Source organism: Sphingobacterium sp. CZ-UAM (genome assembly GCF_002000245.1).
Classification (GTDB): domain Bacteria; phylum Bacteroidota; class Bacteroidia; order Sphingobacteriales; family Sphingobacteriaceae; genus Sphingobacterium.
Genome location: NZ_MTCM01000003.1, coordinates 102,154 through 128,548 on the forward strand (window position 1 = coordinate 102,154; position 26,395 = coordinate 128,548).

The window sequence follows — 26,395 nt, forward strand, 5'->3', positions numbered from 1 at the left end:
ATTACCTTTCAAGCTCCTCTTTTCGTCTGTTCCACAGTTTTTCTGCCCAGCGCCCAACAAACCAAAAGGAAACTGCTAGGATCAAGAAAAATACAGCTCTATTGATATTATCCCAGAGATACTCCACATAACGCGTATAGATATTCAGCACCAAAAAAACGAAGCCCACTTCGCGGGTGACATTATCTTTTGCCTTTAATCCATAAATAACAAGAAAAGCGGACACTGCCGTGGATAAAATACCCCAATAAAACATATGGTATTGACGTACCGTGGTCCATTCATAAAAATCCGAATAGTTGCCAAAAATGGACAGTGTCCATAAAGAGACCATGAGGTAAATCAATCCGATGATATAACTGACCGGCTGAAAGCTCTGCAGGCGCTGGAAACGTGGCTGCAGCCAAACAGCTGCCGCTGTGATCATTGCGCCAAAAATAGTAAAGCGCAAAGGGTAGTTCATACCCCAGAATTTAAATCCCCAATTGCTATGGTAGGCTGTCTCGGTCGCGAACCAGACGCCCAGTGCCAGTAACATAAAGGTCCAGATCAGTTTACTATCGAGCTTTACTGCAAGAATACCGTATATCGCAACGGAGAGTAAAAATAAGAGGGAATAATGCATGGTATCTTTATCCAAAACCTTGCCCATAAAACCGATACAGGCTGCTGTTCCAAACACACCGATCAACATCATGGTCTCGGTGGAAAGATTTTTATAGGGATAGCGTTTTTTGTAGCGAAAACCCAGTGTATAGAATAATACGGCGACAGCAGCAAAAAAGAAACAGAATAAAATATTGGGCGCTTCATAAAGCGTATCGACAAAGGCCAAAAAAGAGGCATCTGTAAATAGCGAAAAAACAGCAAATACCAGTGAGGCCAGGGCGATCCAAAAAGCATAACGAGCCAGTTGGCCCCAGTCAAAACTCTTCACGTCGAGACTATCCATCAGCTCAGTGGCTTTCTGTTCGTCCAATAGATTCTCCTTTTTCCAAAATTGGACAATATCTTCAATGGACTGTTTTTCCTGTTTGCTGACGTCGTATTTTCGCATTATTATTGTATTGAGTATTGGGTATTGAGTATTGGGACCTTAGTGAAACATAGCGCTGATTTACAAATTCATTTATTTTTTAAAATTAACGTTTAATTTTCGAGGCTCTTCTTGTATAAACTTACAGCTTACAAGGTTGCCCTAATCACCTTAGCCGACTACAAGATAACAATAAGCTTCGTAACTTTCCTAACTCATTGCAGCATCACAAGAGTTCCTCATCACCTGTATCTCACATTTTGTTCCAAAAGTTAGATAAGCTCGCATAATTCCTTTAAAATCTGTAATTTTGCATGTTTTGCATTTTATCCCTTTACAGGGTTTTAAGGAGTTTTCATGGCAGTAAAAAGAAGCCCAGATTTGGGCGAACAGAGTGAAGTTCAGGTATTTGGCGCACGCGCGCACAATCTTAAAAATATTGATGTTTCATTTCCAAGAAATGAATTGGTCGTTATCACTGGGTTAAGTGGCAGTGGAAAGTCTTCTTTGGCTTTTGACACCATTTATGCGGAGGGACAACGCCGGTATATGGAGACTTTTAGCGCTTATAGCCGTCAGTTTTTGGGTGGTATGGAGCGTCCGGATGTGGATAAGATATCGGGTCTGAGTCCTGTAATTTCCATTGAGCAGAAAACAACGAGCAAAAACCCAAGATCAACCGTAGGAACCATCACCGAAGTCTATGATTTTATGCGCCTTTTGTTTGCCCGTGCTGGAGAAGCGTTCTCCTATGTCACTGGCAAAAAAATGGAACGCATGTCTGACGATCAGGTGATCGACCGTATCTTGGATGAGTTTGAAGGGCAAGCCTTAAATATCCTCGCTCCTGTTGTAAAAGGACGAAAAGGACATTATCGGGAGCTATTCGAACAAATTCGTAAACAGGGTTATGTCAAAGTGCGTGTGGATGGTGAAATACTAGACCTTGTCCCCAAAATGCAAGTTGACCGCTATAAGATTCACGATATCGAGATTGTCGTGGACCGTCTGAAAATAGAACGTGAAGATAAAAAGCGACTGCAGACTTCGGTGATGCAAGCCATGAAGACAGCAAAAGGCATTATCAAAGTGTCTACCAAAGATAATCAGGAACAATTTTACAGCCGTTACCTAATGGATGCGGAATCAGGAATATCGTATGATGAACCGCAACCGAACACCTTCTCGTTCAATTCACCATATGGTGCCTGTCCGACATGTGATGGTTTAGGTTATATCTTTGAAATTGATAAAAATGCTGTCATTCCTGACAAAAAACTCAGTATTCAAAAAGGTGGCCTGGCTCCCTTGGGTCCAACACGGGAAAACTGGACTTTTGAGGTACTTAAAGCCGTAGCCAAAAAATTGGATTTTGCGGTAACAACGCCGCTGGAGAAACTAAATGACGAGCAGATCGACCAACTTTTGTTTGGTAATAAAGAAGAACCTATCGTTGTCACTGTATCGTACGGAAGCTATGGTGCCCGTGAATACCGTGTGGAATTTGAAGGTATCTTTAAAATGCTTGAGGAATTCTCCGGAAAATCTTCGGACGACGCGCCCTCATTGGATGATTTCAGAACCAAAGTGACCTGTCCTACCTGCGAAGGAGCCCGATTGAAGAAAGAATCGCTTCACTTTAAGATTGCAGACAAGAATATACACGAGCTATCGACATTAGATATTTCGGCGTTAAAAGAATGGTTCGATCAAGTGGAAAGCAAACTGGATGAACGCCAATTGGTCATTGCTACGGAAATACTCAAAGAAATAAGGGCCCGTCTGGGCTTCCTGTTGGATGTGGGTCTGAATTATCTGACACTGGATCGTACAGCCAAGACGTTATCCGGTGGGGAAGCGCAACGCATCCGTTTGGCAACCCAGATCGGTTCGCAGTTGGTCAACGTCCTTTATATTCTGGATGAACCAAGCATCGGATTACATCAGCGCGACAATGAGCGCCTCATCAATGCACTTAAAAACTTACGTGATATCGGCAATTCGGTGTTGGTTGTTGAACATGATAAGGACATGATCCTACATGCGGATTATGTGATTGATATGGGGCCAGCGGCGGGCGTTCATGGGGGGACAGTCGTTGCGGAAGGACAACCTAATGAAATCTTAAAATCGGATTCATTGACCGCAGCGTATCTTAACGGGAAAAAAGAGGTTAAGATCCCCGAGAAACGGCGTGAAGGCAATGGCAAAACGCTGACCATTCATGGTGCTACAGGCCATAATCTGAAAAACCTGACAGTAAGCTTTCCATTAGGTAAACTGATTGTTGTATCAGGTGTTTCGGGATCCGGTAAATCGAGTTTGATTACCGGCACATTGTACCCGATCTTAAATAAACATTTCTTCCGGGCAAAAGCGACTCCGCTTCCATTCAAAAAGATCGAAGGTCTGGAACATATCGATAAAGTCATTGAAATCGATCAAAGTCCTATTGGCCGTACACCACGCTCCAACCCTTCTACGTATACTGGTGTATTCTCCGATATACGTACACTTTTTGTGCAGCTTCCCGAAGCGAAAATCAGAGGCTATAAACCTGGTCGTTTTTCTTTCAATGTCAAAGGTGGCCGTTGTGAGACCTGTCAGGGTGCGGGCTTGAAGGTGATTGAAATGAACTTCCTACCTGATGTGCAGGTTCCCTGTGAAACATGCCATGGAAAACGTTATAACCGAGAAACTTTGGAAGTACGCTACAAGGGTAAATCTATCTCGGATGTACTCGACATGAGTATCAACGATGCTGTCGATTTCTTTGAAAATGTACCAAGTATTTATAGAAAAATCAAAACCTTACAGGATGTAGGTTTAGGCTATATTACCTTGGGGCAATCTTCGACAACCTTGTCGGGAGGTGAAGCTCAGCGGGTGAAACTTGCCACAGAACTTTCCAAGAAAGATACCGGAAACACATTTTACATTCTCGACGAACCGACAACAGGCCTTCATTTTGAAGACGTCAATGTGCTCATGGGTGTGATCAACCGACTGGTAGACCGTGGTAATACGGTATTAATTATCGAGCATAACCTGGATGTTGTCAAATCCGCAGATTGGGTGGTTGATATCGGTCCTGAAGGAGGGAAAGAGGGTGGTCAGGTATTATTTGAAGGCACCCCAGAAAATTTAATTAAAAACAAGAAAAGCGAAACCGCACGATTCCTAAAATTGGAGATGTAACCCGACAGATTACTGTGGGGAATGCCTGACTTTTGACCGGTTCCGGTTGAGAGCATCGGCTCGTAGGGATTTTCGTTTGTTCATCACGCTATGTTTTAAAAGCACATATCCCGCCATAGACGGTTTTAGCACCGATATGGAACATCCCGTTGATTTTCATTTGGGTTTGTGCTTTCTAAATATGGATATTTCGTAACTTTGTATTATATGTCGGATATTATTCAATTACTTCCAGATAATGTTGCTAATCAGATTGCGGCGGGAGAAGTGGTGCAGCGGCCAGCGTCTGCCATTAAAGAATTGATTGAGAATGCCATTGATGCTGGAGCTGACAAAATCAAACTTATTGTTAAGGATGCAGGTAAATCGTTGATCCAGGTCATTGACAATGGCTGTGGCATGAGTGTAACGGATGCCCGTCTTTGCTTTGAACGTCATGCGACTTCAAAAATCCGCAAAGCGGAGGATTTATTTGCGATCCGCACGATGGGTTTTCGTGGGGAAGCAATGGCCTCTATTGCTGCGATAGCGCAAGTCGAACTTAAAACACGTCGTGTCGAAGATGAACTTGGCACCGTCGTCGAAATAGAAGGATCAAAAGTTGTCAACCAATATCCAGAAGCTGTTGCTGCTGGAACCAATATTTTAGTCAAAAATCTTTTTTACAATATTCCTGCCCGCAGGAACTTTTTAAAAAGTAATTCTGTTGAAATGCGTCATATCATTGACGAATTTCAACGTATTGCCTTATCCAATCCTCAGATTTTTCTCTCCTTACATAGTGATGGGAATGAAATTTATCATCTCCCTGCTGAGACGTTGAAACAACGAATTGTCCATATCTTCGGGAACAACTATAATCAACGGTTGGTTCCTGTAGAGGAGGATACGTCCATTATTAAAGTGGATGGATTTGTCGGTAAACCTGAGTTTGCAAAGAAAACGCGTGGCGAGCAGTTTTTCTTTGTCAATAAACGATTTGTACGTGATCCTTATCTACACCATGCGGTTATGAATGCGTACGAGGATATTATGCAAGCGGAAACGTTTCCATTTTATGTCCTCTTTATTGATATCGATCCAGCCCGCATCGATATTAACGTACACCCCACCAAGACTGAAATCAAATATGAGGATGACAAAGCAATTTATGCGATCATCCGCTCGGCAGTGAAAAGGTCGTTGGGACGCTATAATATCATGCCTTCTTTGGATTTCGAACAGGAAACAAGTTTTTCCAACCTGATTACAAAGAAATCATTGGATGAAATTATAGCGCCGACGGTGACCTTTAATCCTGATTTCAACCCTTTTGACACAGACAAGTCCAAATCATCCTATTCCAGATCGGATAATTATGCCGAGGGCTTGGCGAAAAAAACGGGGGGAATACCAAGCAACTGGGATTCATTGTACGAAATCGTCGAAAAGGAGGAGTCTGTACAGCTGCCTTTGCATAGGGATTCCGAATTGGAAACGGATCGGCCCCAAGCTATGCAAGTAGAAGATAAAACTTCCGCTAAATTATTTTTTCAGCTACACAACAAGTATATCGTTTCGCAGATTCACTCTGGTTTCATTCTTATTGACCAACAAGCTGCCCACGAACGTATATTGTTTGAACAGTTTCTGACACAACTTGATCAACATAAAGGTTTAAGCCAGCAGAGTTTATTCCCACAGACCATCGATCTCAACCCTGCGGATAATGAACTCATGAAGGACTTATTGGACGACATCAATGGTCTAGGTTTTCAGATTCGTGAATTTGGAAAAAATTCCTATATTATTGACGGAATTCCAGCTGACTTGGGAACAGGTTTTGATGAGATCAAAATGATTGAAAAAATATTGGAAGATTATAAAAATAATCAATCCGAATACAAATTAGCTAAACGCGAGAACCTGGCGAAAAGCCTTGCCCGTAATGCTGCGATCAAACCAGGCACACAGCTTGACAATACGGCTATGGCAGAATTGGTCGACAAGCTCTTTGCCTGTCAATCACCGAATATCTCCATCTATGGCAATCCGGTTATCGTAACATTTACCCTGCAGGAATTAGCAGAAAAATTTGGCAAAAACTAGAAGATAGAACTATATGTTTCAACAATTGACACCCGTTATCAAGAATTTACTGATCGTAAATATTGTATTCTTTTTAGGATCGCAATTTGTGCCCATTGCGTATAATTATCTTCCGGTTTTCTACCCAGATTCGCCTTATTTTAAAATTTGGCAGGTTATTACACATATGTTTATGCATGCTGATCTGGGTCATATCTTCTTCAACATGTTTTCTTTGGTCATCTTTGGCCCAATGATCGAGCAAGTGCTCGGTTCAAAACGTTTTTTGAATTTCTATCTGATTTCGGGTATTGGTGCATGGCTATTGCAAATGGGGGTTCAGGGTGTTGAAATATTTAATGCAACAGGAAGTTTTTTCCCATTGCACCATAGTTTGGATTTGTCTACGCTAAACACATCTAATCCAGGCTTAGTGCAAGAGGTCTATACTTCTCGTATGCTGGGTGCCTCTGGTGCCATATATGGTGTATTACTCGCTTTTGCTTACCTTTTCCCAAACATACCGCTTCAATTTTTGTTTATTCCTGTACCAATCAAAGCAAAATATATGATCGGAGGATATATTTTGATCGAGATCTATATGAGCTTATCCAGACCGGGTGATTCGGTAGCCCATCTCGCACACGTTGGTGGTGCACTGTTTGGCTATTTGCTGCTCAAACTTTGGCGGATTAGAAAGGGAATTTATTAATAGCACGCGTCATGAATAGCATTGGTTTAAAAGATTTTTGGAGACAAACGTATAAGACAGGTTCACCGATTCCGGTTGTGATCAGTATTCAGGTATGCTTATTTGTCCTCATTTATTTCTTGGACCTGCTCTTTGAGTTAAAATTCATCTCTCAAAGTTTCCTACAGCCTATTGTCAAGCATTTGAGCTTACCTAGTAATTTTTCGGCCTTCCTAGCGCAACCTTGGTCTGTGATTTCGTCCAATTTTGTCTATGTCCAGCTGTTGAATTTAATTTTTGACAGCTTATGGTTGTATTGGGTTGGCCAAATCTTCTTTACCTTCTTAAATAAAAGACAATTTTTCTTTGTCTACCTTAGCTCATGGCTCTTAGGCAGTATGCTTTATGTTGGTTTTGGCACCCTGATTCCGCCACCTACAGATCTGCACTTAATGGGTGGAGCCCACCCATTGGCCGCTGTACTTGCTGCCATTGTCGTTTTGGTCCCGAATTATGAGTTACGGCTTTTACTTTTTGGTACGGTTAAATTAAAGGTCGTAGCTATCGTGTATTTTGCGTTGGAATTCTTATTTTTCACGATTGGCAACCGACCTGCTGCAGTGTCTTACTTTGCTGTCGTTCTCTTTGGAATGGCTTTTACCTATGCCTTACGATCGGGGATAGACTGGTCTACAGTTTTTCAGAAGAAACAAAAAAAGCCTGCAAAAATGAAAGTTGTTGTAGGCAATCATATACCGACAAATCGGAAACATCGTTATGACTTACCTAATCAGGATGAAATCGATGCCATCCTGGACAAGATTTCAGTATCTGGTTATGAAAGTCTGACACACCATGAAAAAGAGACGCTCTTTAGGGCAAGCAATAGTGGCGACAAGGTTGATGGATAGAAGGACATTTTTAAGGAGAAAACTGGGATTTATAAGCAAAACCATGTTCCTGGCAAACATGCTGGCGATCATCGCGTTGCTCATGAGTTATTCAGCGACCTTCATCAACCCGAAATCTTTTTGGCCTATTGCGTTTCTGGGCTTAGGCTATCTTCCCATTCTTTTGGTCAATATTGGTTTTATATGCTATTGGTTACTTCGTAAACGAAAGGTAGCGCTCTACTCCTTGATAGCTATTTTATTGGGCTGGCCCTTCCTAACCAAACACTGGAATATCCGAAAAGAAAACCCGCCTATTCCGCCTGAAACACGAACATTGCGTATCATGACCTTTAATGCACATCTGTTCAAAAAAGTCGATGATGAAAAAAAGAACTTTAAAGCGGACGTAGTGCGTATCATTGATAGCATCTCACCTGATGTCATCTGCTTTCAGGAGTATATCAGTAAAATCAAAGGAAAACATGTTTTTTCAGAGGAGTTTAAAGACAAATTGGGCTACGATTACTTCTTCTTTGAGCCCAGTTCCAAAAATGACTATGAGGCTTACGGTATGGCTGTTTTATCCCGTTTCCCCATTTATGATTCGGGGACTATACGAGACAATGATTACGGCATCAACAGAATATGTTATGTCGATGTCAAAAAGCAGGATACCTTGGTTCGGATCTATAATATCCACCTACGATCGTTTGCGCTACAAAATGAAGACAAAGAGTTCATTCAGAATCTGTCCAATAAGAATGAAGCTGACAACAGGGCAACCCGTCGGTTGAGCAGGAAATTAAAAAATGCCTTTGAGCTCCGTAGCGAACAGGCGCATTCGCTAAAAAAGCATATGAATGAGTGCCAATATCCTTACATTGCTGTCGGCGATTTTAATGATACACCAATGAGTTACTCGGTGAATCTAATAGGTGATGGCATGTATAATGCCTTCAAAGAAAAGGGAAATGGATGGGGCGTTACCCATCACGCACTTTTGCCGATTTTTCAGATTGACTATATCTTTGCCAGTCCAAAATTTGAGGTTATGAATTATCAGGTTGTCAAACAGAAGCTCTCCGACCATTATCCGGTATGGTCAGATCTGCGGCTTAAACCTTAGGCAGCTGATACCCTAAAGATTTGAGGCCTATTTCGATAAATTTATCTCTTCTGTTTTTTATTTTATAATAGGCTTCACGGCCAAAATAATATCTTCCGACCAGCGCTTCGATATCCGACTGAATCAGATCATGTAGATTTTTTGCCTCATTCGCAGTTACAGGAATCCGTTTTTGTGCATTCAGAAAAGAGATAAAAAGATCAAACTCTGCTGCGGGTAAATGGTATCCACTGATAAAGTTTTCAATGGAATATGCGGGGAGATGCTTGGTGAACCGATCATATACAAATTCTTCGATTGCATTTGAGTGGTAGATCTCCCGATATTTCGCACTTGTTTCGTTTGTATCAATTGGGATATTCACATCAGGCAAAATTCCGCCGCCACCAAAAACCAGTTTGCCTTTACTTGTCGTAAACATTTCCTTTTGACGAAATTCGGTATCGAGTGTCCATAGGTCAAAACCGGTCATATATTTCGCAGCATCAAAGTTTGCCCGGCTATACTTGCGTTGAATACATCTGCCAAGGGGGGTATAATAACGTGCTACGGTTAAATTCACCGCCGAACCGTCTGAGAAATCAAATTGTTCCTGAACCAAACCTTTTCCATAGGATCGTCTTCCCACGACAGTGGCCCGATCTAAGTCCTGTAAAGCGCCGCTCAAGATCTCACTTGCTGATGCTGTACTTTCGTTGATCAATACCACAACACGGCCATCACTAAAGTCACCGGGTTTTTCGGAATAATAATCCTGACGTAATTCATTGGCTCCCTCGGTGTACATCAACAGTCTCTTTTCTTTGAAAAACTGTCCGGCCAAATCAATGGCAGTATGCACAAATCCACCACCATTATTCCGGAGGTCCAGGATAAGATCCTGGGCACCGCTTTTTCGCAAATCGATCAATGATTGTCTAAATTCATCCGCAGTCTTATGTCCAAAGCGTCGGATCTTGATATAAGCAGTTTTGGGTGCAATCATATAGGACGCATCCAGACTGCTTACATTTACCTGATCGCGGATAACTTTCAGTGGATTAACAAGTGTCTGTCCATTCCGTTGAATAGAAATAAGTACAGCTGTTCCCTTTTTTCCACGGATTAATTTTTCTATCTCTGCCTCAGGAACCTTTTTCCCTGCAAGATCTTTGTTGCCGATTTTTAGAATACGGTCACCGATTCGCATGCCGCTTTTCTCCGCTGGTCCAGCGGATACCATTCCTACCACAAGCAGCGTATCCTTCAAACGAAAATACTCTACCCCTATCCCATCAAAAGAACCTTCCAGGGTCTCCTGTTTAGCGAGCACCTGATTGGGGCGTAAAAATGTAGAGAAAGGATCGAGACGTGAAACTACGTGTTCAATGGCTTCATCCTGCACCGTGTCTACACTAATATTGTCAACATAATTTTCAGCGATCAGCTGGATGAGGTACTGCAATTTATCCGAATTACTATTGGAGCCCAAACTGGAAAAAGTTGTTTTTTGGTTGCTTCCTTGTTCTTCGGCATAATTCTGACCCAACAGCAAGCCAAGGAGCAATACCGCCGCATATGTAGCGGCTACAAAAATATTTCGTTTGATACTCTTTTGCATTGGAAAAAACCAGTGTTTATAAAATGATAAACCGAGCCTGCGCGCTCCTCAATTTACCCTTCAAAAGTAACAAGTTTATTCGGTTTAACTCATAGACAGCCGTATAATTTTACATTAAAAACAAAAAATTGTCGCTGGCTGTTTACCTGCTGAAACTCCTGTCATCGGATTTAATCAAAAATGGGAAATAGCAGCAACGAAACTTGGAAATAAGCACAAATTTATCTTAGTTTGAACTTGGAAAGGAATTTAAAATATGCACGAAATCGAACCTTACTACAATTGGCGCGACTATTATATCGCTGCCGAAGACGAACAATCACCATTTTATGGTACAGTCTACAGCGAATTCGATTTCGATAAACAGATCTATAACTTTCTGTTGCATCCGCAATGGGATGAATTTGGCTCGCTCACGCTATATTTAAAGGTATTATTTGTCGATTATGAAAAACAATACTGTATTATCGAGTTGATCGGCGAATGGAATGATGCCATATACAACGATATTATGCTGTTGAAGAGAGAGCTTATCGATGTTATGGTCAGTCAAGGTATAAAGTATTTTATCCTTATTGGAGAGAATGTATTGAATTTCCATACTTCAGATGATTCCTATTACGAGGAATGGTTCCAGGATATCGACGATGGCTGGATTGCGGGCGTGGGCTTCCGGGACCATGTCATTCAGGAGTTTCAACAACAGAATATTGATTATTACATCAATTTTGGCGGTGCACTCAATGAATTATCTTGGCGTGCATTAAAACCAAAGCAAGTATTTCATCATGTGAATGAATTCTTGGGTAAGCGCCTTGGTTTTTGAGTAATGAGTAAAGAGTATTGAGTAATGGGTATATGGATTTTGGTTATACAAGCCTATAGCTTACTGACTGTTTCCAGTTTTTGATGATTAGCTTTTTTTATTTTCAGCTGTGAGAAGTAAAACCTTGGTTATACAAGTCGATGGCTCACTAATTGTTTCAATTTTTGATTTTTACCTTTTAATTTTTACTTTTTACTGTATTATCCGTTAACTTTGTGGTCGATGTGTTCTGTGTTATGCACAGCTACTGATTAATTTTTACGTTTTATTTATACAAAACAATATGTCATTCAGAATTGAAAAAGATACGATGGGTGAAGTTCAGGTACCTGCAGATAAATACTGGGGTGCACAAACTGAACGTTCACGCAACAACTTCAAAATCGGACCGGCAGCTTCTATGCCACATGAAATCATTGCAGGTTTTGCCTACCTAAAAAAAGCAGCAGCCTATGCAAACCACGAATTGGGTGTATTACCTGTCGAAAAACGTGATGCCATTGCAACTGTATGTGATGAGATCCTAGCGGGTAAATTGGACGATCAATTCCCATTGGTGATCTGGCAAACTGGTTCGGGAACACAGTCGAATATGAATGTGAATGAAGTGGTGGCAAACCGTGCCCACGTATTGGCTGGACATACGATTGGCGAAGGCGAACCTGTATTAAAAGCAAACGATGATGTCAACAAATCACAGTCGTCAAATGATACGTTCCCAACCGGAATGCATATTGCAGCCTATAAAGCGGTTGCCGAAGTAACTATCCCAGGTGTAGAGAAACTGCGTGATACATTGGCTAAAAAAGCGGAAGAATTCAAGAATGTTGTTAAAATCGGCCGCACACACTTGATGGATGCAACGCCGTTAACATTAGGTCAAGAAATTTCTGGCTATGTGGCACAATTAAACCATGGCCTAAAAGCATTAAGAAATACACTTTCACATCTATCTGAGGTTGCATTGGGTGGTACTGCAGTAGGAACTGGCTTAAATACACCTAAGGGTTATGATGTCGTTGTTGCCAAATACATTGCTGAATTTACAGGTCTTCCATTTGTTACTGCGGAGAACAAATTCGAAGCTTTAGCAGCGCATGATGCTATCGTTGAAACACATGGTGCGTTGAAACAGTTGGCAGTTGCGTTGAATAAAATTGCGAATGACATCCGTATGTTGGCTTCGGGCCCACGCTCAGGTATTGGTGAAATCCTTATTCCTGAAAACGAACCGGGATCATCTATTATGCCGGGCAAAGTGAATCCTACACAATGTGAAGCGTTAACGATGGTAGCAGCTCAGGTGATGGGTAACGATGTTGCGATCACAATCGGTGGTACACAAGGGCATTATGAGTTGAACGTCTTCAAACCATTGATGGCAGCGAACTTCTTGCAATCTGCACGTTTACTGGGTGACGCCTGTGTTTCTTTTGAAGAACACTGTGCTGCAGGTATCGAGCCTAACTACAAACGCATCAAAGAATTGGTTGACAACTCGTTGATGTTGGTAACTGCATTAAACACGAAAATTGGGTATTATAAAGCTGCTGAAATTGCTCAAACGGCACATAAAAACGGTACGACACTTAAAGAAGAAGCCGTACGTCTGGGTTATGTGACGCCGGAAGATTTTGATGCCTGGGTAAAACCTGAAGAGATGGTTGGAAGTTTAAAATAAGCTGTGGCAATAATTTCAATAAAAAATATATCATCGAAAACATACCTATGGGCTCTTGCCATAGGTATGTTTTTCTTTTTTACCGCCTGCAAATTTAATTCGGAGATGCAGGGTGAAGGCGCTCCGTTTTTACAGGGGGAGTGGGTACAGGACAGTATCCCGGGACAGCAGCAGATGATGCAATATACCTTGGCTGAATTTAAGTTTACCTGTGATTCGGTTTATGCGACAATGCATGTGAACAACAAAGTACAGACTATCCCGGACAGTTGCTATAAAAACGGTTCCTGGACAGAGCATGCCAAAGGGATTTATGTGTTACGGGGAGATTCTGTTATCGTAGACGGTATATATACCAAAGAAAATGGCAAACAGAAGATCTCAGGTTGTTACCTCTCGGGGCAATATATTCCACGTTTTAAAGTTGCTTATCATTCCGCGGACTCCGTTGTATTGGAGAGTCGATTAGATCAACGTCCTATTATCTTGAGAAAGATCAAAGATATCACCTGCGTGCCTAAGAAGAGATATTAGTATTGGGATGTTAGTATTTAGACTTTACCTGTTCAAGCCAGCGGCTTACGAACACTGTCCTTAATCCTTGCTCCTTAATCTTTGTTTTCTAAGCCTGGCATTTAGCGGGTCTACTTCTCCCCGCTCTAGATCGATTGGCTTGACTAAAGCAATTATTACAGCGATGTAAAAATCAACATGTAATAACCCAGTTTTTATTTTTACTTTTGACTATCAACTTCCAACCATCCATATGAACAAAGGAATAATTGCCTTAGCTTTTGGGGGACTTGCCATCGGGATGACTGAATTTACGATGATGGGTATTCTGCCTGATATCGCGAAGGATCTGCATATCGAAATCCCTACCGCGGCACATCTTATTGCGCTGTATGCACTCGGTGTAGTTGTGGGCGCTCCGACATTGGTCTTATTTACGGGCAAGTATCCTCCTAAAAAGGTTTTACTCTTTTTAATGTTGCTCTTTTTTATTTTCAACGGCTTGTTCAGTATTGCACCAGGACAATTTCTGATCAGTATTTCACGTTTTATGGCCGGACTTCCACATGGCGCATTTTTTGGTGTAGGATCTGTCGTTGCAGCTAAACTTGCTCCCAAAGGAAAAGAAGCTCAGGCCATCTCGATCATGTTTACGGGCATGACCATTGCAAACCTCGCCGGAGTTCCGTTAGGAACCTATCTTGGCCATCATTATTCCTGGCGACTGACTTACGGCATCATCAGTATACTGGGACTAATTACCTTCGCCGCAATATATACTTGGATGCCAAAAATCGAGGCTTCGAAAGGAAATAATATATTCAATCAGCTCAGCTTTTTCAACAAAAAGATTGCTTGGTTATTGATGGCGATTATCGCAATTGGTACAGGTGGATTGTTTGCCTGGATCAGCTATATTGCTCCATTGGCAACCAAGGTCTCCGGCGTTCCAGCTGACCGGGTGCCCCTGATTATGATTTTGATAGGTATTGGTATGTTTTTCGGAAATCTGATCGGTGGGAAATTGGCGGACACGATATCACCTACAAAAGCAGCGATCGCTAGTTTTTCAGCGATGGCACTCTGTTTGGTTATGGTCTATTTTGTTTCGCCTCTGGGTTGGACAGCTTATCCTCTAGCGTTCATTACCGGTTTAGTATCCTTCACTATCGGTTCGCCGACACAGTTGATGTTAATCCGCGCCTCGAAAGAGGCTGCAACTTTAGCTGCGGCGGGTGGGCAGGCTGCATTTAATCTCGGCAACACACTTGGCGCATTTTTGGGTGGAATTCCCATCACTTTGGGATTAGCATACAATACCCCCTCTCTGGTAGGTGTGGGCATGGCAAGTATCGGCGCTTTGCTGACCTTGCTGTATCTCAAGGTTTACGACAATAAGAGTAGCTAACATCTAAAAAAAATCAAATGGCCCGAAGCAGTTATATCAGTGTATTGCGTATCATCGCAATTTTTTTGATTATCTTGATCCATTCTTCTTCAGGCTACTTAAATAGTAACGACTTTGATTCTTTTGACTGGGATTACGCCAATTGGATCAACAGCTTTTCGCGCTTTGCCGTTCCGCTATTTGTGATCATTTCCGGTGCATTACTTTTACAACGAGACGAAGATACAGGCACATTCTACAAAAAGCGCCTGTTTAAAATTATTCCGCCATTTGTCTTCTGGACCATTGTTTACCTGATCTATTATTTTATCCGTTATATTGATTTTGAGTATGTTGGTTTTCCACAAGTTATTAACATTGTGTTAATTCGCTTAAAGTCAGGAAGCAACGCCCACCTATGGTACCTCTACATGCTTATCGGGCTCTATCTAGCAATCCCTTTTTTGAGAAAAATGATCCGGAACTGTTCAAAAAGAGAGATTGAGATTTTCTTATGCCTGTGGTTTGCTTCACTGTTTTTCAGCAACAAATGGTTCAATGCCTATCTTCCGAATTTTGACCTAACCTTCTTTACAGGCTACATGGGTTATCTCGTCTTGGGTTACTATCTCTACAGTCATCCAATCCCCCTGTTAAGATGGTATAGCCTCCCATTCTTTATAGGCTGTTGTCTGATTACGGGTTGGGGGACTTATTATCTTAGTGTGGAAAAAGGGGAATTTGACCCAACATTATATAATTATCTTTCACCTAATATTGCGTTAAGTGCAGGCTTACTATTTGTTTTTATCCAATGTCTAAAACTCCCAGAACGGTTGAATGCATTCTGGGAATTCATCGACATCCATAGCTTTGGCATCTATTTAAGCCATATCTTGTTTTTGAACTATATTCATCCACTGCTACCATTAGCGACACTTTGGAAAATACCGGTCGCAGCGATTCTCACCTTGCTCGCCAGTGCTTTACTGACGTATTGCCTGCGCAAGATCCCACTGGGGAAATATGTGAGTGGTTAATTCGATTTGATCGGCTCTTATTTTTCGCCTTCGACCTTATTGTAAATATAGCGATCTGCATTAGGGCCATCGATTTCTTTGCCTTCCTGATCCAATCCGATCAGTCTATTTTCACCTACTTTTAATTTCATATTGGTTTCTTTGCCTGTCAAATGTACAACCGAACCGTTATCATGCCACATGACCTTACCCGAATCCTCAACTTTGGTGTTCTTATTAATATATTCACTTACTATAGAAAAAGTATTGTCATTGTTTAAGGTAATATTTGTTTTGATCCCTTCACAATCCGCACAGGGGATCGTTGCTTCATATTTACCGGGCCAATCCAGGGAATTTTGAGAGGTATGGGTGGTATCTGCTGTCATCGCTGTGTGATCGGAGGAATCTGTTGTTACCACTTGTTGATTTTCTTTTTTTGTTTGATTGCAAGCGCTCAGAGAAAGTGCTGCGAGACAAATAAGTAATGTTGCTGATCTCATAATATGCTATTTTTATTTAAATGTATCCGATACCAAGCAATTTCGACGCCAAGAAAATTATATTTATGTGATTCAAAAAATTCCCCGTCATAAAACAAGGGATGGTGCCCACAGCGTACAGCGAATTAGCTGGTTATCAAATAAGGGGAGGAAGCCAAGGCGTAATGTGTACAAAATAAAAAGGACTGCTCAAACGGGCAGTCCAGTCTATATGATATACTGTAAGACAAAATCCGACACATACTATGCATGTTTCGGCTATGCCGACAGGATTTGAATGTCTTATTTCAGACTAGAATGGTAAGTCATCATCATCTGATGAGCCAGACAAATCCACAGGAGCAGGCATATCCGCATAACCTGGAGAAGATGGTGCCGGAGCAGCATTTCCTAATTTTGTTACACGCCATGCAACCAATGAATTGAAATATGTCGTTACGCCATCTTTATTTGTCCATGGACGACCACGAAGATTAAAAGATACCTCTACCTCTTCGCCAATCGCTAGGTTATCAAAAATTGAAGTTCTGTCTTGTGTTGACTCAAAACGGATATACTCAACAAATTGTGGGTTTTCGGCATAAGCTACAATCATATCGCGTTTTTTGAATGATTCTGTCACTTGTTGTGTCGCTCCTATCTCGTGTACTTTTCCTCTAATTTCCATAATCAAAAAAATAAATATTAAAGCGTAAAATTAAGCAATTTTTGAGGAAGAGTTTAATTAACTTTGTACAAAATATGATGGAAGTTTTCAACACCCCCAATAAAGTTATCATTACGTGCAATAAACGCTTATCGCCGTATTTGCAACAGGAAGTTAAAGAGTTAGGTTTTGACATTGTCAGGGCATTTCCTACTGGAGTCGAATTGAAAGTCAGCGTAAACGATACGATCAAGCTCAATCTGAACTTGCGTACCGCCTCGCAGATTCTATATTCCTTAAAGGAATTTTCAGCGAACAATCCTACCGAGCTGTATGAAGAGCTGAGCACGATTGCCTGGGAAGAGCTCATTCAATTCGATGGTTATTTCTCGGTGAGTTCCAATGTGGACAATGAGACAATTAGCACGCCTTTATTTGCGAATGTCAAAGTGAAAGATGCGATTGTAGATCGTATTAAAGATAAAAAAGGTATGCGTCCGAATTCAGGTCCAGAAAATAACAAAGCTGTCGTTCACCTCTACTGGAAGGATGACCGTGCTGAAATTTTCCTGGATACCTCTGGAGAAACGCTAGCGAAACATGGGTATCGTAAGATTCCGGGCAAGGCCCCTATGCTGGAAGCCTTAGCAGCATCAACCATCATTGCGTCAAAATGGGACGGTGTATCGGCATTTATCAATCCGATGTGTGGATCGGGGACTTTAGCTATTGAAGCGGCGTTGATCGCCACCAATAGAAAACCGGGCCTATTGCGCATGAATTATTCGTTCATGCATTTTATCGGTTATGATGAAACGGTTTTCTTCCAGGAACGTCGCTTATTAAAGGATCAGATCAATAAGAAAGCAGCTCCCCAAATTATTGCTACGGATATATCCGAAGAAGCGATCAACGTTTCCAAGATGAATGCCCGCACTGCAGGCGTAGAACAATTAATTTCATTTGAAGTATGCGATTTTGCGGAAACTCACGTTCCTACAGAGGGAGGAGTCATCCTATTCAATCCAGAATACGGTGAACGTTTAGGTACGCATACTAAGTTGGAAATTACCTACAAACGCATGGGTGATTTTATGAAACAGGAGTGCAAAGGTTATAGAGGCTATATATTTACCGGAAATCCGGATCTCGCAAAGAAAATCGGGCTCCGTGCATCCAGACGGATAGAATTTTATAATGGCAAATTAGATTGTAGATTATTAGAATACGAATTATACGAGGGTACTCGCGAAAAAACAAAAGTATTGTATGAATAACATTATTGAACGCACAGTCGCATTTGTGCAAGATCGTTTGAAATTTGCAGAAGCAGGCCATGATTGGTCGCATATTCAACGCGTATGGAACAATACGAAGTTAATTTTAGAAGATGAAGAAGCTGATGTCATGGTCTGTGAATTAGCAGCACTCCTGCATGACATCGCGGACAGCAAATTCCATGACGGTGACGAAACAATTGGCCCTCGCGTTGCCGGAGAGTTTTTGGCCAGTCTAGAAATTTCTCCTGAAATCATTGACCATGTTAAAAAAATCATCTTTAACATGTCTTTTAAAGCAAGTCTTGGTGAAGTTTCGTTCCATTCCAAAGAGATGGAAATTGTACAGGATGCCGACCGCTTGGATGCCATCGGTGCAATAGGAATTGCGCGGGCCTTCAGTTTTGGCGGAAATAAAGGCCGTGAAATGTACAATCCCAACGTCCCGGTACAGGAATATAAAGATAAGGAAGCCTACAAACATTCCGAAGCTCCGACCATCAACCACTTCTATGAGAAGCTGCTCCTGTTGAAAGATAAAATGAATACACAGGCCGCAAAAAAAATCGCGGAACACCGCCACCAATATATGCTTGAATTCCTGGATGAATTCATGGCAGAGTGGAATGGTAAAAAATAAATTACAGTTAACAATAACTACATATAAAAGTGGTACTTTAGATCTTGTGAATCAGGATAAAAAGTACCACTTTTTTTATGCTGCAAAATCAGCTTTCAAACTAACACATATGAAAAAACACATTTTTAGCTGTCTGACCTTGGCTATGGTCATTTCATCGGCAACACTATTTGCACAGACCAAAGCAATTGCACATCGTGGCGTATGGAAAAACAGTCATCTTCCCCAAAATTCTATTGCCTCTTTAAAAGCCGCACATGACCTTAAACTCTTTGGATCTGAGTTTGATGTACATCTCACCAAAGACAATATTCTTGTTGTCAACCACGACAATGATTTCTATGGAATCGACATCGCGACAGCAACATACACAGAGCTCTTAGCAAAAAAGCATCCAAACGGAGAGTCTATCCCAACATTGGAAGAGTATATCAAAGCTGGGAAAAAATTGAAAGGCCTACGCCTGATCCTGGAGTTAAAAACAAACAAACTCGGTGTAGAACGCACGCTTGAGGCTGCAACAAAAGCTGTTGAAATGGTGAAAAATCTGAAAGCAGAGAAAATAACAGATTATATCGCATTCAGTTTTGAGGCTTGTCAAAAGATTCATGAACTCTCACCTAAAGCAAATATTCAATACTTGAATGGCGATAAATCACCTGCAGATGTGAATGCTGCGGGAGTCAATGGCCTAGATTACCATTTTTCGGTCTTTAAAAAGAATGCAAGCTGGTTGCAGGAAGCGCATCAACTGAATATGAAGGTGAATGCATGGACAGTCAATACCGAAGAAGAAATGAAGAATCTAATTGGACAAAAGATCGATTTTATCACAACAGATGAACCGGAACTATTGCTTCAGGTATTGAAAAAATAATGAACTAAATGACAAAGACGGAATACTGCGCATCTACATACTGGTGAAGTAGCTGTTCCCGAATTAGTTATTCTGATGAAACCATCATGATTTATTCGATCATACCAAAGATTGAATAATCGAGCAAAACGAGCTCATCAATGCAGCTTAACACATACACTCGATGACTAATCTGATAGTTTCATCACCACTGAAAAAACACACCGAGTGAACCGAACGATTGAGCTCACGAATACTTTAAAGTACTAATTTAATAAGTAAATGAGCTCATTTATACCGATGAGATGAACACTTATACCGCCAAAGGCAGCGTGAATGCCTTAATCTAAATAATTGATGAACAAATAATTAATATAGATGAAAAAATACGTTATTCTCGCAGCAGCATTATGCTTATCGTATATCTCCTATGCACAGGATTTTATTGCAGCCACATACAACATCAGACAAAGAAATACAGTAGATACAGGTAATATGTGGGTTGACCGCAAAGTGCCTTTGACCAACCTGATTAAATATCATGGTTTTGATATATTCGGTGTTCAGGAAGCGTTTCATGATCAGATTCAGGATCTAAAAACGCTACTTCCGGGATTCGATTATGTTGGTGTGGGTCGTGATGACGGTGCACAAGAGGGGGAGCACTCTGCAATTTATTACAATACCAATCGGTTCAAAGCCATAAAAAGTGGCACATTCTGGCTCTCTGCAACAGATACCGAACATCCGAATAAAGGTTGGGATGCGGCTTTACCACGCATCTGTACCTGGGGAATTTTTGAAGATAAAGCCAATAAAAAGCGCTTTATTTTTATGAACACACATTTTGACCATATCGGACGTACCGCCAGAACGGAAAGTGCGAAGTTGATCCTAGCCAAAGCAAAAGAATTTGCGAAGGATCTTCCGCTGATCTTAACAGGTGACTTCAATGTAGACGAAAAAGATGAGGCTTACTTTACACTTGCCAAAAGTAATGTGGTCACTGATGTACATGAAGTATCTCCGCTTAAATATGAACCCAATTCTTCTTTTAATGGTTGGGGAAAGAGCCTAAGAGCTTCTGGTCGTATTGACCATATCTTTATCACCAAACCTTTCCAAGCAAAGAAATATGGTATTTTAACAGACACTTATCTGAGTAAGTTTCCTTCCGACCATTTTCCTGTTGTGACAACACTTTCATGGAAATAGTAGGTATTGTATTTAAATAACAATTTTTCCATAGCGGATATTTTTCTGAACTGCACCCTATAAGTCCCGATCAACTTTTAGGGTGTTTTTTATTAGCAATAATCAGGATCAGAAATGAGATTTGTTTGATATTTTTTAATTTGGGATATCCCAAAAAACAAAGGTATTGTGACAATACATGGTGCTGGTCAAAGCGCTATTGTGGCGCATCTGCTACGGATTTGGACAATCTAATGGGAAGAACAGCCCACGATTTAAACTTTTAGAAAAATTAACAGTCGATATCCTTAATTTTGACAGCAAAACATATCATGATGAAATTTCCATTACTATATTGTACCCTATTTGTTTCGGGGCTTTTATGTTCCAACAAAAGTGAAGCGCAAATTTTTAAAAAGATCAACGATGCGCTGAATAAGGTAAACCAAAGTCAAACCGACAGCACAAGCAATACAAATCCGCCCGCAACCGGTACCCCAGTCTCCGGTTCAAGTTCGACCAAATCAAACGTATTGACTTCCTTGTCAAGCAAGGATGCTTCATTGGGTATCAAACAGGCTTTAAGCAATGGTCTTAATATCAGTATTGAGTCGCTGGCAAAAAAAGATGGTTTCTTAGGTGATGCAGCGGTAAGGATTTTGATGCCTGCGGAGGCACAAAAAGTAGAAAAAACACTCCGCGCTGTGGGTATGGGCAAGCTTTGTGACCAATTTATTCAGAGCATGAACAGAGCCGCTGAAGGCGCTGTAAAAGAAGCCGCTCCGGTATTTGTAAACGCATTATCTAAAATGACTATCACTGATGCGACCAATATTCTATTGGGCAGTAAACAAGATGCTGCAACGACTTTTTTCAAAACAAATACATCGGCCGAATTGACGAGCAAGTTCAGTCCGGTCATTCAATCCGCGATGGGTGTAAATAATGTAGACCAATATTGGACGCAATTGACTTCAGCCTATAATAATTTACCTCTAGGGAATAAGGTGGAAACAAATCTCACCGCTTATGTTACGCAAAAAGCGATCGATGGTTTGTTTATTAAGGTAGCTGATCAGGAATCAAAAATCAGAAACAATATCGGCGGAAGTAGAAATACAAATATTTTGCAAAAAGTATTTGGCTACGCAGATGAGAAAAAATAAACTAAACAAGGGTTATTAGTCCATAGAAAAGTACAGGACTTGAGCTAAACATTAGATCTTATAAACAAGACTTGTCAGTTTATTGACAAGTCTTGTTTGTTTTTGGTCGAAGCCCATTAGAATTTGTAAATTTGGTCACCCTTATCACATTAAGGCGATTAGCATGAGTACATTTGAGATTAATAACATAAATGACTTTTCAGTTTCGGAAAGATTTCAACGTTACGTACAGATTGATACGCAATCTGATGTCAATTCACCAACATGTCCATCTACCGAAAAACAGAAAAATCTGGGCAAATTATTGGTAGAGGAACTCTTATCATTGGGCATTTCAGATGCCGCTATGGATGAAAATGGTTACATTTATGCGACCATTCCTTCAAATACTTCCAAGAAAGTTCCGGTTATCTGTTTCTGCTCGCATATGGACACGTCTCCGGATTCTTCGGGCAAAGATGTAAAACCATTGGTACACCCTAATTACCAAGGACAAGATTTGGTGCTTCCGGATGATACCAGCATAGTAATCAGGTATGCAGAACATCCTGACCTGGCCAACCAGATCGGAAATGATGTGATTACAGCCAGCGGAACAACGCTTTTAGGCGCTGATGATAAGGCTGGTATAGCTGAAATCATGGATGCAGCACGTCTATTGATGAAACATCCGGAGATTAAACATGGTGATATCAAGATTTTATTCACGCCAGACGAAGAGATCGGCCGTGGTGTTGATAAAGCAGACCTAAAGCGCCTGGCAGCAGACTTTGCCTACACCATGGATGGTGAAAAAGCGGGCACAATCGAAGATGAAACATTCTCGGCAGATGGAGCAACGTTGACCATCCACGGCGTCTCAGTACATCCTGGCTTTGCGAAAGGAAAAATGCAGAGTGCGATAAAAATCGCCAGTGCGGTCATAGATGCCCTGCCAAAAGACAGACTCTCTCCTGAAAGCACCAATAAAAAAGATGGATTTGTGCATCCGGTAAATATCAGTGGATCCGTGGAGAAGGCTGAAATTCAGTTTATCGTTCGCGACCACCTGACTTCTAATCTCAAAAAACACGAAGATGAACTGGAAGCGATAGCAAAATCTATCGTTGCGCGTTATCCAAATTGTACCTATACATTCACAGTAAAAGAGCAATACCGCAACATGAAAGAAGTCTTGGATCAACATCCAGAAATCATGGAGATCGGTATGGAAGCGATCACAAGAGCAGGTATGGTCGCGGAAAGAAGAAGTATCCGAGGTGGTACCGACGGTTCACGTCTTTCATTTATGGGTCTCCCATGTCCTAATATTTTCGCGGGAGGACACGCGTTTCATGGCAAACAGGAATGGGTATCTGTACAAGATATGGAAAAAGCGGTCAAAACAATTTTGCATGTTGTATCTTTATGGGAAGAAAAAGCATAAATACATTCTAAAATCAACATATTTTTAATGAAAAACGACGTTTTAAAAGCAATACACTACAGAAGATCGGTCTTTCAAGCTTCTTTTACCGAAGAAGAAGTCAGCAAAGAGGATATCCTTAGCATTTTAGAAGCAGCCAATGCTGCTCCAACACATAAACGGACACAGCCTTGGCGTTTTGTCATCTTCCGCAAAGAAGGACTTCAACGTTTGGGAGCTGAACTATCTCGCATCTATAAATCGGTTACACCTGCAGAAAAATACACGGAAGCAACTGAAATTACCATGGGCAAAAAAGCAACACAGTCAAATGTTGCGATTGCGCTGATTGTTAATTATACGGGCGAAGTACCAGAATGGGAAGAACTTGCCTGTACTGCTGCCGCTGTAGAAAATATGTGGCTTGCTGCACACTCCTTGAATTTAGGCGGTTACTGGGCTACACCGGGTCTGATCAATCATCTGGGCAGCTTCCTTAATCTGGAAGAGAATCAAAAATGTATCGGCCTATTTTACCTAGGACATCATGAGTCGGATGCGCGCGAACCGGTGCGTACCCCTATCGAAGAAAAAATCCGTTGGGAAGAGTAAATCTTCAAATGCACACAAAGCGGTTCAATATTCTCTTTGGACCGCTTTGTCTCTTTTTAACCACAGGTACTATAATCCTCGATTACACTTTAGAGAAAAAGATTAGATAGTGTGTAATCTGGTATAATATCAGGAGCCCGCAGCAGTTTTTAGGCTTCATTTATCTTAAATATAAGCACTGTTACTCCAAATGATCTTGTTATCAAAGTAATCAAGATCAGCGATGACCTAAATGAATTAATCTTTTGTCCAAACAAGTTTAGTCTTAGTTCAACAGGATACTCATTTGGACCAAACTTAAGAGCATTTGTCTTGACCTTGGTTATATTTCCCTCAAAGTAAATCTTCTTTTATAGATTTGATAGCAGCGATACTCCAACTGCATTAAGCTTTTGTCCAAACAAGTTCAGCGTTAGCTCAACAGGATACTCATTTGAACAGACAGTAAGATCATTTGGTTTATCTGTTAGGTCATTTGATGAAATGCTGAATGCGTTTGATCAAAACGTTGATCCCAACAGTAAGTGTATACTCACCTTAAAAACATAGGTTTAAAGCACTTTGAACATGATTTCATCCCATTTTCATCGAATATACATGTTAATATGCCATTAATATAAAAAGCCAAACAGCCATAACGGAACCTTATTTTGATGACCAAATTCAATATCATCTGCCGCGATATAGGCATTTTCTATCCCTTGAATTTGTTTATTGGGTTTATTCCTCCCTCCTATCTCAAATGTGTACTTTTCATCTACAATAAAATCTCCTTGATCTGTGAAGTTGACCTGGTGTTGGAATACGAGTTGATTGACAAAAAACGTTTCTCTTAGATTTCCACGGTTAACATTTTCATGTGCAAATAAAAAAGAAAGATTAGTGTTTTCAAGAAAAATCTTTGAAGGCTTTTGTAGCTGACTTATTCCTTCACCCACCTTATAAAGGTTATGTGTCAAGCCAATTTCATCCAAATAGTGTAGGTAAGACAACAAAGTCGTCCGGCTAATTCCAATTTTTTCGCTAAGCTTACTCACATTAGGAACAAAAGGGACAGATCCAGCGATGATCACGAGTAATTGCTTAATCTTCGTAACATAGGCGATATCTACATTACGTAAAAGTGGCAATTCGATCTCCACAATCATGCTGATGACCTCCATTACGCGCATCGCATATAAATCAAGCTGCTCTTGGTAATAAGGATAATAACCATAGGTCAGATATTTTTCGAAATACTGAAAAGGTTTGACCAGATCATTGATCTCATAAGCCAGCTTATTATGTTCTTGCAGAAGTTGATCCAAAGTAAACACAGGAAAAGTAGCTTTTGTTTCCAATGAGAGAAATTCCCGAAAAGAAAATCCCTGCATCTTGTAAACGATTGCTCTACGACTTAGATCGGCACGTGCATTGAGTATCTCTAAAAGCGAGGACCCTGTGAAGACAATCTTCATCTCAGGGTAGTCATCATAAATATTTTTTAATAATTGTGCCCAGCCCTCATATTTATGTACTTCATCCAAAAACAGATACTTTCCTCCTTTTTGATCAAATTCATAAACTAAATCCAACAAAGATCTATTATTAAACCAAACCGTATCCAAACTGACATAAAGCACTTCGTCTAATCGATCTAACAAATTCAGCTTAATGTATTGTAGTAATAACGTTGTCTTACCGATTCCCCTCGCCCCTTTGATTCCAATTAAGCGAGCAGACCAGTTAATTTGGTACATTATATTTCGTACAAAATCCATATTAACAAACTGTATACGTCGTTGAAATTGTTGGATTAGTTCTTCCATGGCATATTGTTTATTTTTTGTTTAAAATGTTTTTTGTTTAGTATACAATACAAAAATAGACAAAATTGTTCATCACATTAAACAAAATAAACAAATATCGTTCAGTAAAATAAACAAACCGCGATTATATTCCCTATAAAGAACTTGCTGCCGTAATACTGCTCCAATACATAAAACTGCATTGGCTTTTCCTCACTTTACAATTTTTGCTTCTCCACTGAAGATATCTTATGATAGTATTGTGTTAACAC

22 protein-coding genes are annotated in these 26,395 nt (G+C 40.7%); 17 read left to right on the top strand and 5 right to left on the bottom strand.

Annotated elements, in window-relative coordinates:
* Position 1: 1 nt before the first annotated feature.
* Complete coding sequence (locus BWD42_RS14320) at positions 2-1,057, bottom strand: DUF2157 domain-containing protein (RefSeq protein ID WP_077437090.1); 1,056 nt, start codon at positions 1,055-1,057, stop codon at positions 2-4.
* Positions 1,058-1,393: 336 nt separating this feature from the next.
* Between BWD42_RS14320 and uvrA the strand changes: the two genes are divergently transcribed.
* From uvrA to BWD42_RS14345, 5 genes are all read left to right on the top strand, one after another.
* Positions 1,394-4,234 (top strand): excinuclease ABC subunit UvrA, encoded by a 2,841-nt coding sequence (gene uvrA, locus BWD42_RS14325; RefSeq protein ID WP_077437091.1) that lies wholly within the window; start codon positions 1,394-1,396, stop codon positions 4,232-4,234.
* A 207-nt stretch (positions 4,235-4,441) separates the two neighbouring features.
* Positions 4,442-6,322, top strand: a complete 1,881-nt coding sequence (mutL, locus tag BWD42_RS14330; protein WP_077437092.1) for a DNA mismatch repair endonuclease MutL — start codon at positions 4,442-4,444, stop codon at positions 6,320-6,322.
* A 13-nt stretch (positions 6,323-6,335) separates the two neighbouring features.
* Positions 6,336-7,013 (top strand): rhomboid family intramembrane serine protease, encoded by a 678-nt coding sequence (locus BWD42_RS14335; protein WP_077437093.1) that lies wholly within the window; start codon positions 6,336-6,338, stop codon positions 7,011-7,013.
* 11 nt (positions 7,014-7,024) lie between these two features.
* A complete protein-coding gene (locus BWD42_RS14340; protein WP_077437094.1) occupies positions 7,025-7,903 on the top strand; it encodes a rhomboid family intramembrane serine protease in 879 nt (292 codons plus the stop codon).
* Positions 7,848-9,011 (top strand): endonuclease/exonuclease/phosphatase family protein, encoded by a 1,164-nt coding sequence (locus BWD42_RS14345; protein WP_254846240.1) that lies wholly within the window; start codon positions 7,848-7,850, stop codon positions 9,009-9,011. Before BWD42_RS14340 ends, BWD42_RS14345 begins: the two co-directional genes overlap by 56 nt.
* Here the strand turns inward: BWD42_RS14345 and BWD42_RS14350 are convergent.
* Positions 9,001-10,611 (bottom strand): S41 family peptidase, encoded by a 1,611-nt coding sequence (locus BWD42_RS14350; protein ID WP_077437096.1) that lies wholly within the window; start codon positions 10,609-10,611, stop codon positions 9,001-9,003. The genes BWD42_RS14345 and BWD42_RS14350 overlap by 11 nt on opposite strands.
* Before the next feature lie 256 nt (positions 10,612-10,867).
* Here BWD42_RS14350 and BWD42_RS14355 point away from each other — a divergent pair, with 256 nt between their 5' ends.
* The 5 genes from BWD42_RS14355 to BWD42_RS14375 all read left to right on the top strand — a co-directional run bounded on the left by BWD42_RS14355 (position 10,868) and on the right by BWD42_RS14375 (position 16,058).
* On the top strand, positions 10,868-11,437 hold the full coding sequence (locus BWD42_RS14355; protein ID WP_077437097.1) for a hypothetical protein: 570 nt from the start codon (positions 10,868-10,870) through the stop codon (positions 11,435-11,437).
* 283 nt (positions 11,438-11,720) lie between these two features.
* The gene (gene fumC / locus BWD42_RS14360; protein WP_077437098.1) at positions 11,721-13,118 is read left to right on the top strand and encodes a class II fumarate hydratase; all 1,398 of its coding nucleotides are present in this window, start codon (positions 11,721-11,723) and stop codon (positions 13,116-13,118) included.
* A gap of 3 nt (positions 13,119-13,121) precedes the next feature.
* Entirely contained in the window at positions 13,122-13,652 is a 531-nt protein-coding gene (locus tag BWD42_RS14365; protein WP_254846241.1) for a fumarate hydratase, read from the top strand.
* Positions 13,653-13,884: 232 nt separating this feature from the next.
* Positions 13,885-15,039 (top strand): MFS transporter, encoded by a 1,155-nt coding sequence (locus BWD42_RS14370; protein ID WP_077437099.1) that lies wholly within the window; start codon positions 13,885-13,887, stop codon positions 15,037-15,039.
* A gap of 17 nt (positions 15,040-15,056) precedes the next feature.
* Positions 15,057-16,058 (top strand): acyltransferase, encoded by a 1,002-nt coding sequence (locus BWD42_RS14375; RefSeq protein ID WP_077437100.1) that lies wholly within the window; start codon positions 15,057-15,059, stop codon positions 16,056-16,058.
* A gap of 17 nt (positions 16,059-16,075) precedes the next feature.
* On the opposite strand, the gene BWD42_RS14380 is transcribed toward BWD42_RS14375, so the two are convergent.
* Positions 16,076-16,540 (bottom strand): copper resistance protein NlpE, encoded by a 465-nt coding sequence (locus tag BWD42_RS14380; protein WP_077437101.1) that lies wholly within the window; start codon positions 16,538-16,540, stop codon positions 16,076-16,078.
* A gap of 292 nt (positions 16,541-16,832) precedes the next feature.
* The gene (locus BWD42_RS14385) at positions 16,833-17,207 is read right to left on the bottom strand and encodes a DUF3127 domain-containing protein (protein WP_077437102.1); all 375 of its coding nucleotides are present in this window, start codon (positions 17,205-17,207) and stop codon (positions 16,833-16,835) included.
* Between the two features lie 77 nt (positions 17,208-17,284).
* Between BWD42_RS14385 and BWD42_RS14390 the strand changes: the two genes are divergently transcribed.
* The 7 genes from BWD42_RS14390 (at position 17,285) to BWD42_RS14420 (ending at position 24,336) form a co-directional block, all read left to right on the top strand.
* Positions 17,285-18,463, top strand: coding sequence for a class I SAM-dependent RNA methyltransferase (locus BWD42_RS14390; RefSeq protein WP_077437367.1), 1,179 nt, complete (start codon positions 17,285-17,287; stop codon positions 18,461-18,463).
* Positions 18,456-19,103, top strand: coding sequence for an HD domain-containing protein (locus tag BWD42_RS14395; protein ID WP_077437103.1), 648 nt, complete (start codon positions 18,456-18,458; stop codon positions 19,101-19,103). The genes BWD42_RS14390 and BWD42_RS14395 overlap by 8 nt, the downstream gene beginning before the upstream one ends.
* A gap of 109 nt (positions 19,104-19,212) precedes the next feature.
* Positions 19,213-19,980 carry a glycerophosphodiester phosphodiesterase gene (locus BWD42_RS14400; protein ID WP_077437368.1) on the top strand — a complete coding sequence of 256 codons (768 nt, stop codon included), beginning with the start codon at positions 19,213-19,215 and terminating at the stop codon, positions 19,978-19,980.
* A 357-nt stretch (positions 19,981-20,337) separates the two neighbouring features.
* On the top strand, positions 20,338-21,174 hold the full coding sequence (locus BWD42_RS14405; RefSeq protein ID WP_077437104.1) for an endonuclease/exonuclease/phosphatase family protein: 837 nt from the start codon (positions 20,338-20,340) through the stop codon (positions 21,172-21,174).
* 311 nt (positions 21,175-21,485) lie between these two features.
* Positions 21,486-22,319, top strand: coding sequence for a DUF4197 domain-containing protein (locus tag BWD42_RS14410; RefSeq protein WP_139351167.1), 834 nt, complete (start codon positions 21,486-21,488; stop codon positions 22,317-22,319).
* 163 nt (positions 22,320-22,482) lie between these two features.
* Positions 22,483-23,745, top strand: coding sequence for a peptidase T (pepT, locus tag BWD42_RS14415; RefSeq protein WP_077437106.1), 1,263 nt, complete (start codon positions 22,483-22,485; stop codon positions 23,743-23,745).
* A 27-nt stretch (positions 23,746-23,772) separates the two neighbouring features.
* Positions 23,773-24,336 carry a nitroreductase gene (locus tag BWD42_RS14420; protein ID WP_077437107.1) on the top strand — a complete coding sequence of 188 codons (564 nt, stop codon included), beginning with the start codon at positions 23,773-23,775 and terminating at the stop codon, positions 24,334-24,336.
* Positions 24,337-24,947: 611 nt separating this feature from the next.
* Here the strand turns inward: BWD42_RS14420 and BWD42_RS14425 are convergent.
* Positions 24,948-26,144, bottom strand: a complete 1,197-nt coding sequence (locus tag BWD42_RS14425; RefSeq protein ID WP_077437108.1) for an ATP-binding protein — start codon at positions 26,142-26,144, stop codon at positions 24,948-24,950.
* Positions 26,145-26,395: the final 251 nt, after the last annotated feature.

Coding starts and splice junctions, on each gene's coding strand:
- pepT (WP_077437106.1), top strand. CDS start 22,483: ATGAGTACATTTGAGATTAATAACATAAATGACTTTTCAGTTTCGGAA.
- fumC (WP_077437098.1), top strand. CDS start 11,721: ATGTCATTCAGAATTGAAAAAGATACGATGGGTGAAGTTCAGGTACCT.
- BWD42_RS14380 (WP_077437101.1), bottom strand. CDS start 16,540: ATGAGATCAGCAACATTACTTATTTGTCTCGCAGCACTTTCTCTGAGC.
- mutL (WP_077437092.1), top strand. CDS start 4,442: ATGTCGGATATTATTCAATTACTTCCAGATAATGTTGCTAATCAGATT.
- uvrA (WP_077437091.1), top strand. CDS start 1,394: ATGGCAGTAAAAAGAAGCCCAGATTTGGGCGAACAGAGTGAAGTTCAG.
- BWD42_RS14425 (WP_077437108.1), bottom strand. CDS start 26,144: ATGGAAGAACTAATCCAACAATTTCAACGACGTATACAGTTTGTTAAT.
- BWD42_RS14370 (WP_077437099.1), top strand. CDS start 13,885: ATGAACAAAGGAATAATTGCCTTAGCTTTTGGGGGACTTGCCATCGGG.
- BWD42_RS14355 (WP_077437097.1), top strand. CDS start 10,868: ATGCACGAAATCGAACCTTACTACAATTGGCGCGACTATTATATCGCT.
- BWD42_RS14400 (WP_077437368.1), top strand. CDS start 19,213: ATGAAAAAACACATTTTTAGCTGTCTGACCTTGGCTATGGTCATTTCA.
- BWD42_RS14320 (WP_077437090.1), bottom strand. CDS start 1,057: ATGCGAAAATACGACGTCAGCAAACAGGAAAAACAGTCCATTGAAGAT.
- BWD42_RS14405 (WP_077437104.1), top strand. CDS start 20,338: ATGAAAAAATACGTTATTCTCGCAGCAGCATTATGCTTATCGTATATC.
- BWD42_RS14345 (WP_254846240.1), top strand. CDS start 7,848: ATGAAAAAGAGACGCTCTTTAGGGCAAGCAATAGTGGCGACAAGGTTG.
- BWD42_RS14335 (WP_077437093.1), top strand. CDS start 6,336: ATGTTTCAACAATTGACACCCGTTATCAAGAATTTACTGATCGTAAAT.
- BWD42_RS14390 (WP_077437367.1), top strand. CDS start 17,285: ATGGAAGTTTTCAACACCCCCAATAAAGTTATCATTACGTGCAATAAA.
- BWD42_RS14375 (WP_077437100.1), top strand. CDS start 15,057: ATGGCCCGAAGCAGTTATATCAGTGTATTGCGTATCATCGCAATTTTT.
- BWD42_RS14420 (WP_077437107.1), top strand. CDS start 23,773: ATGAAAAACGACGTTTTAAAAGCAATACACTACAGAAGATCGGTCTTT.
- BWD42_RS14395 (WP_077437103.1), top strand. CDS start 18,456: ATGAATAACATTATTGAACGCACAGTCGCATTTGTGCAAGATCGTTTG.
- BWD42_RS14350 (WP_077437096.1), bottom strand. CDS start 10,611: ATGCAAAAGAGTATCAAACGAAATATTTTTGTAGCCGCTACATATGCG.
- BWD42_RS14385 (WP_077437102.1), bottom strand. CDS start 17,207: ATGGAAATTAGAGGAAAAGTACACGAGATAGGAGCGACACAACAAGTG.
- BWD42_RS14340 (WP_077437094.1), top strand. CDS start 7,025: ATGAATAGCATTGGTTTAAAAGATTTTTGGAGACAAACGTATAAGACA.
- BWD42_RS14410 (WP_139351167.1), top strand. CDS start 21,486: ATGATGAAATTTCCATTACTATATTGTACCCTATTTGTTTCGGGGCTT.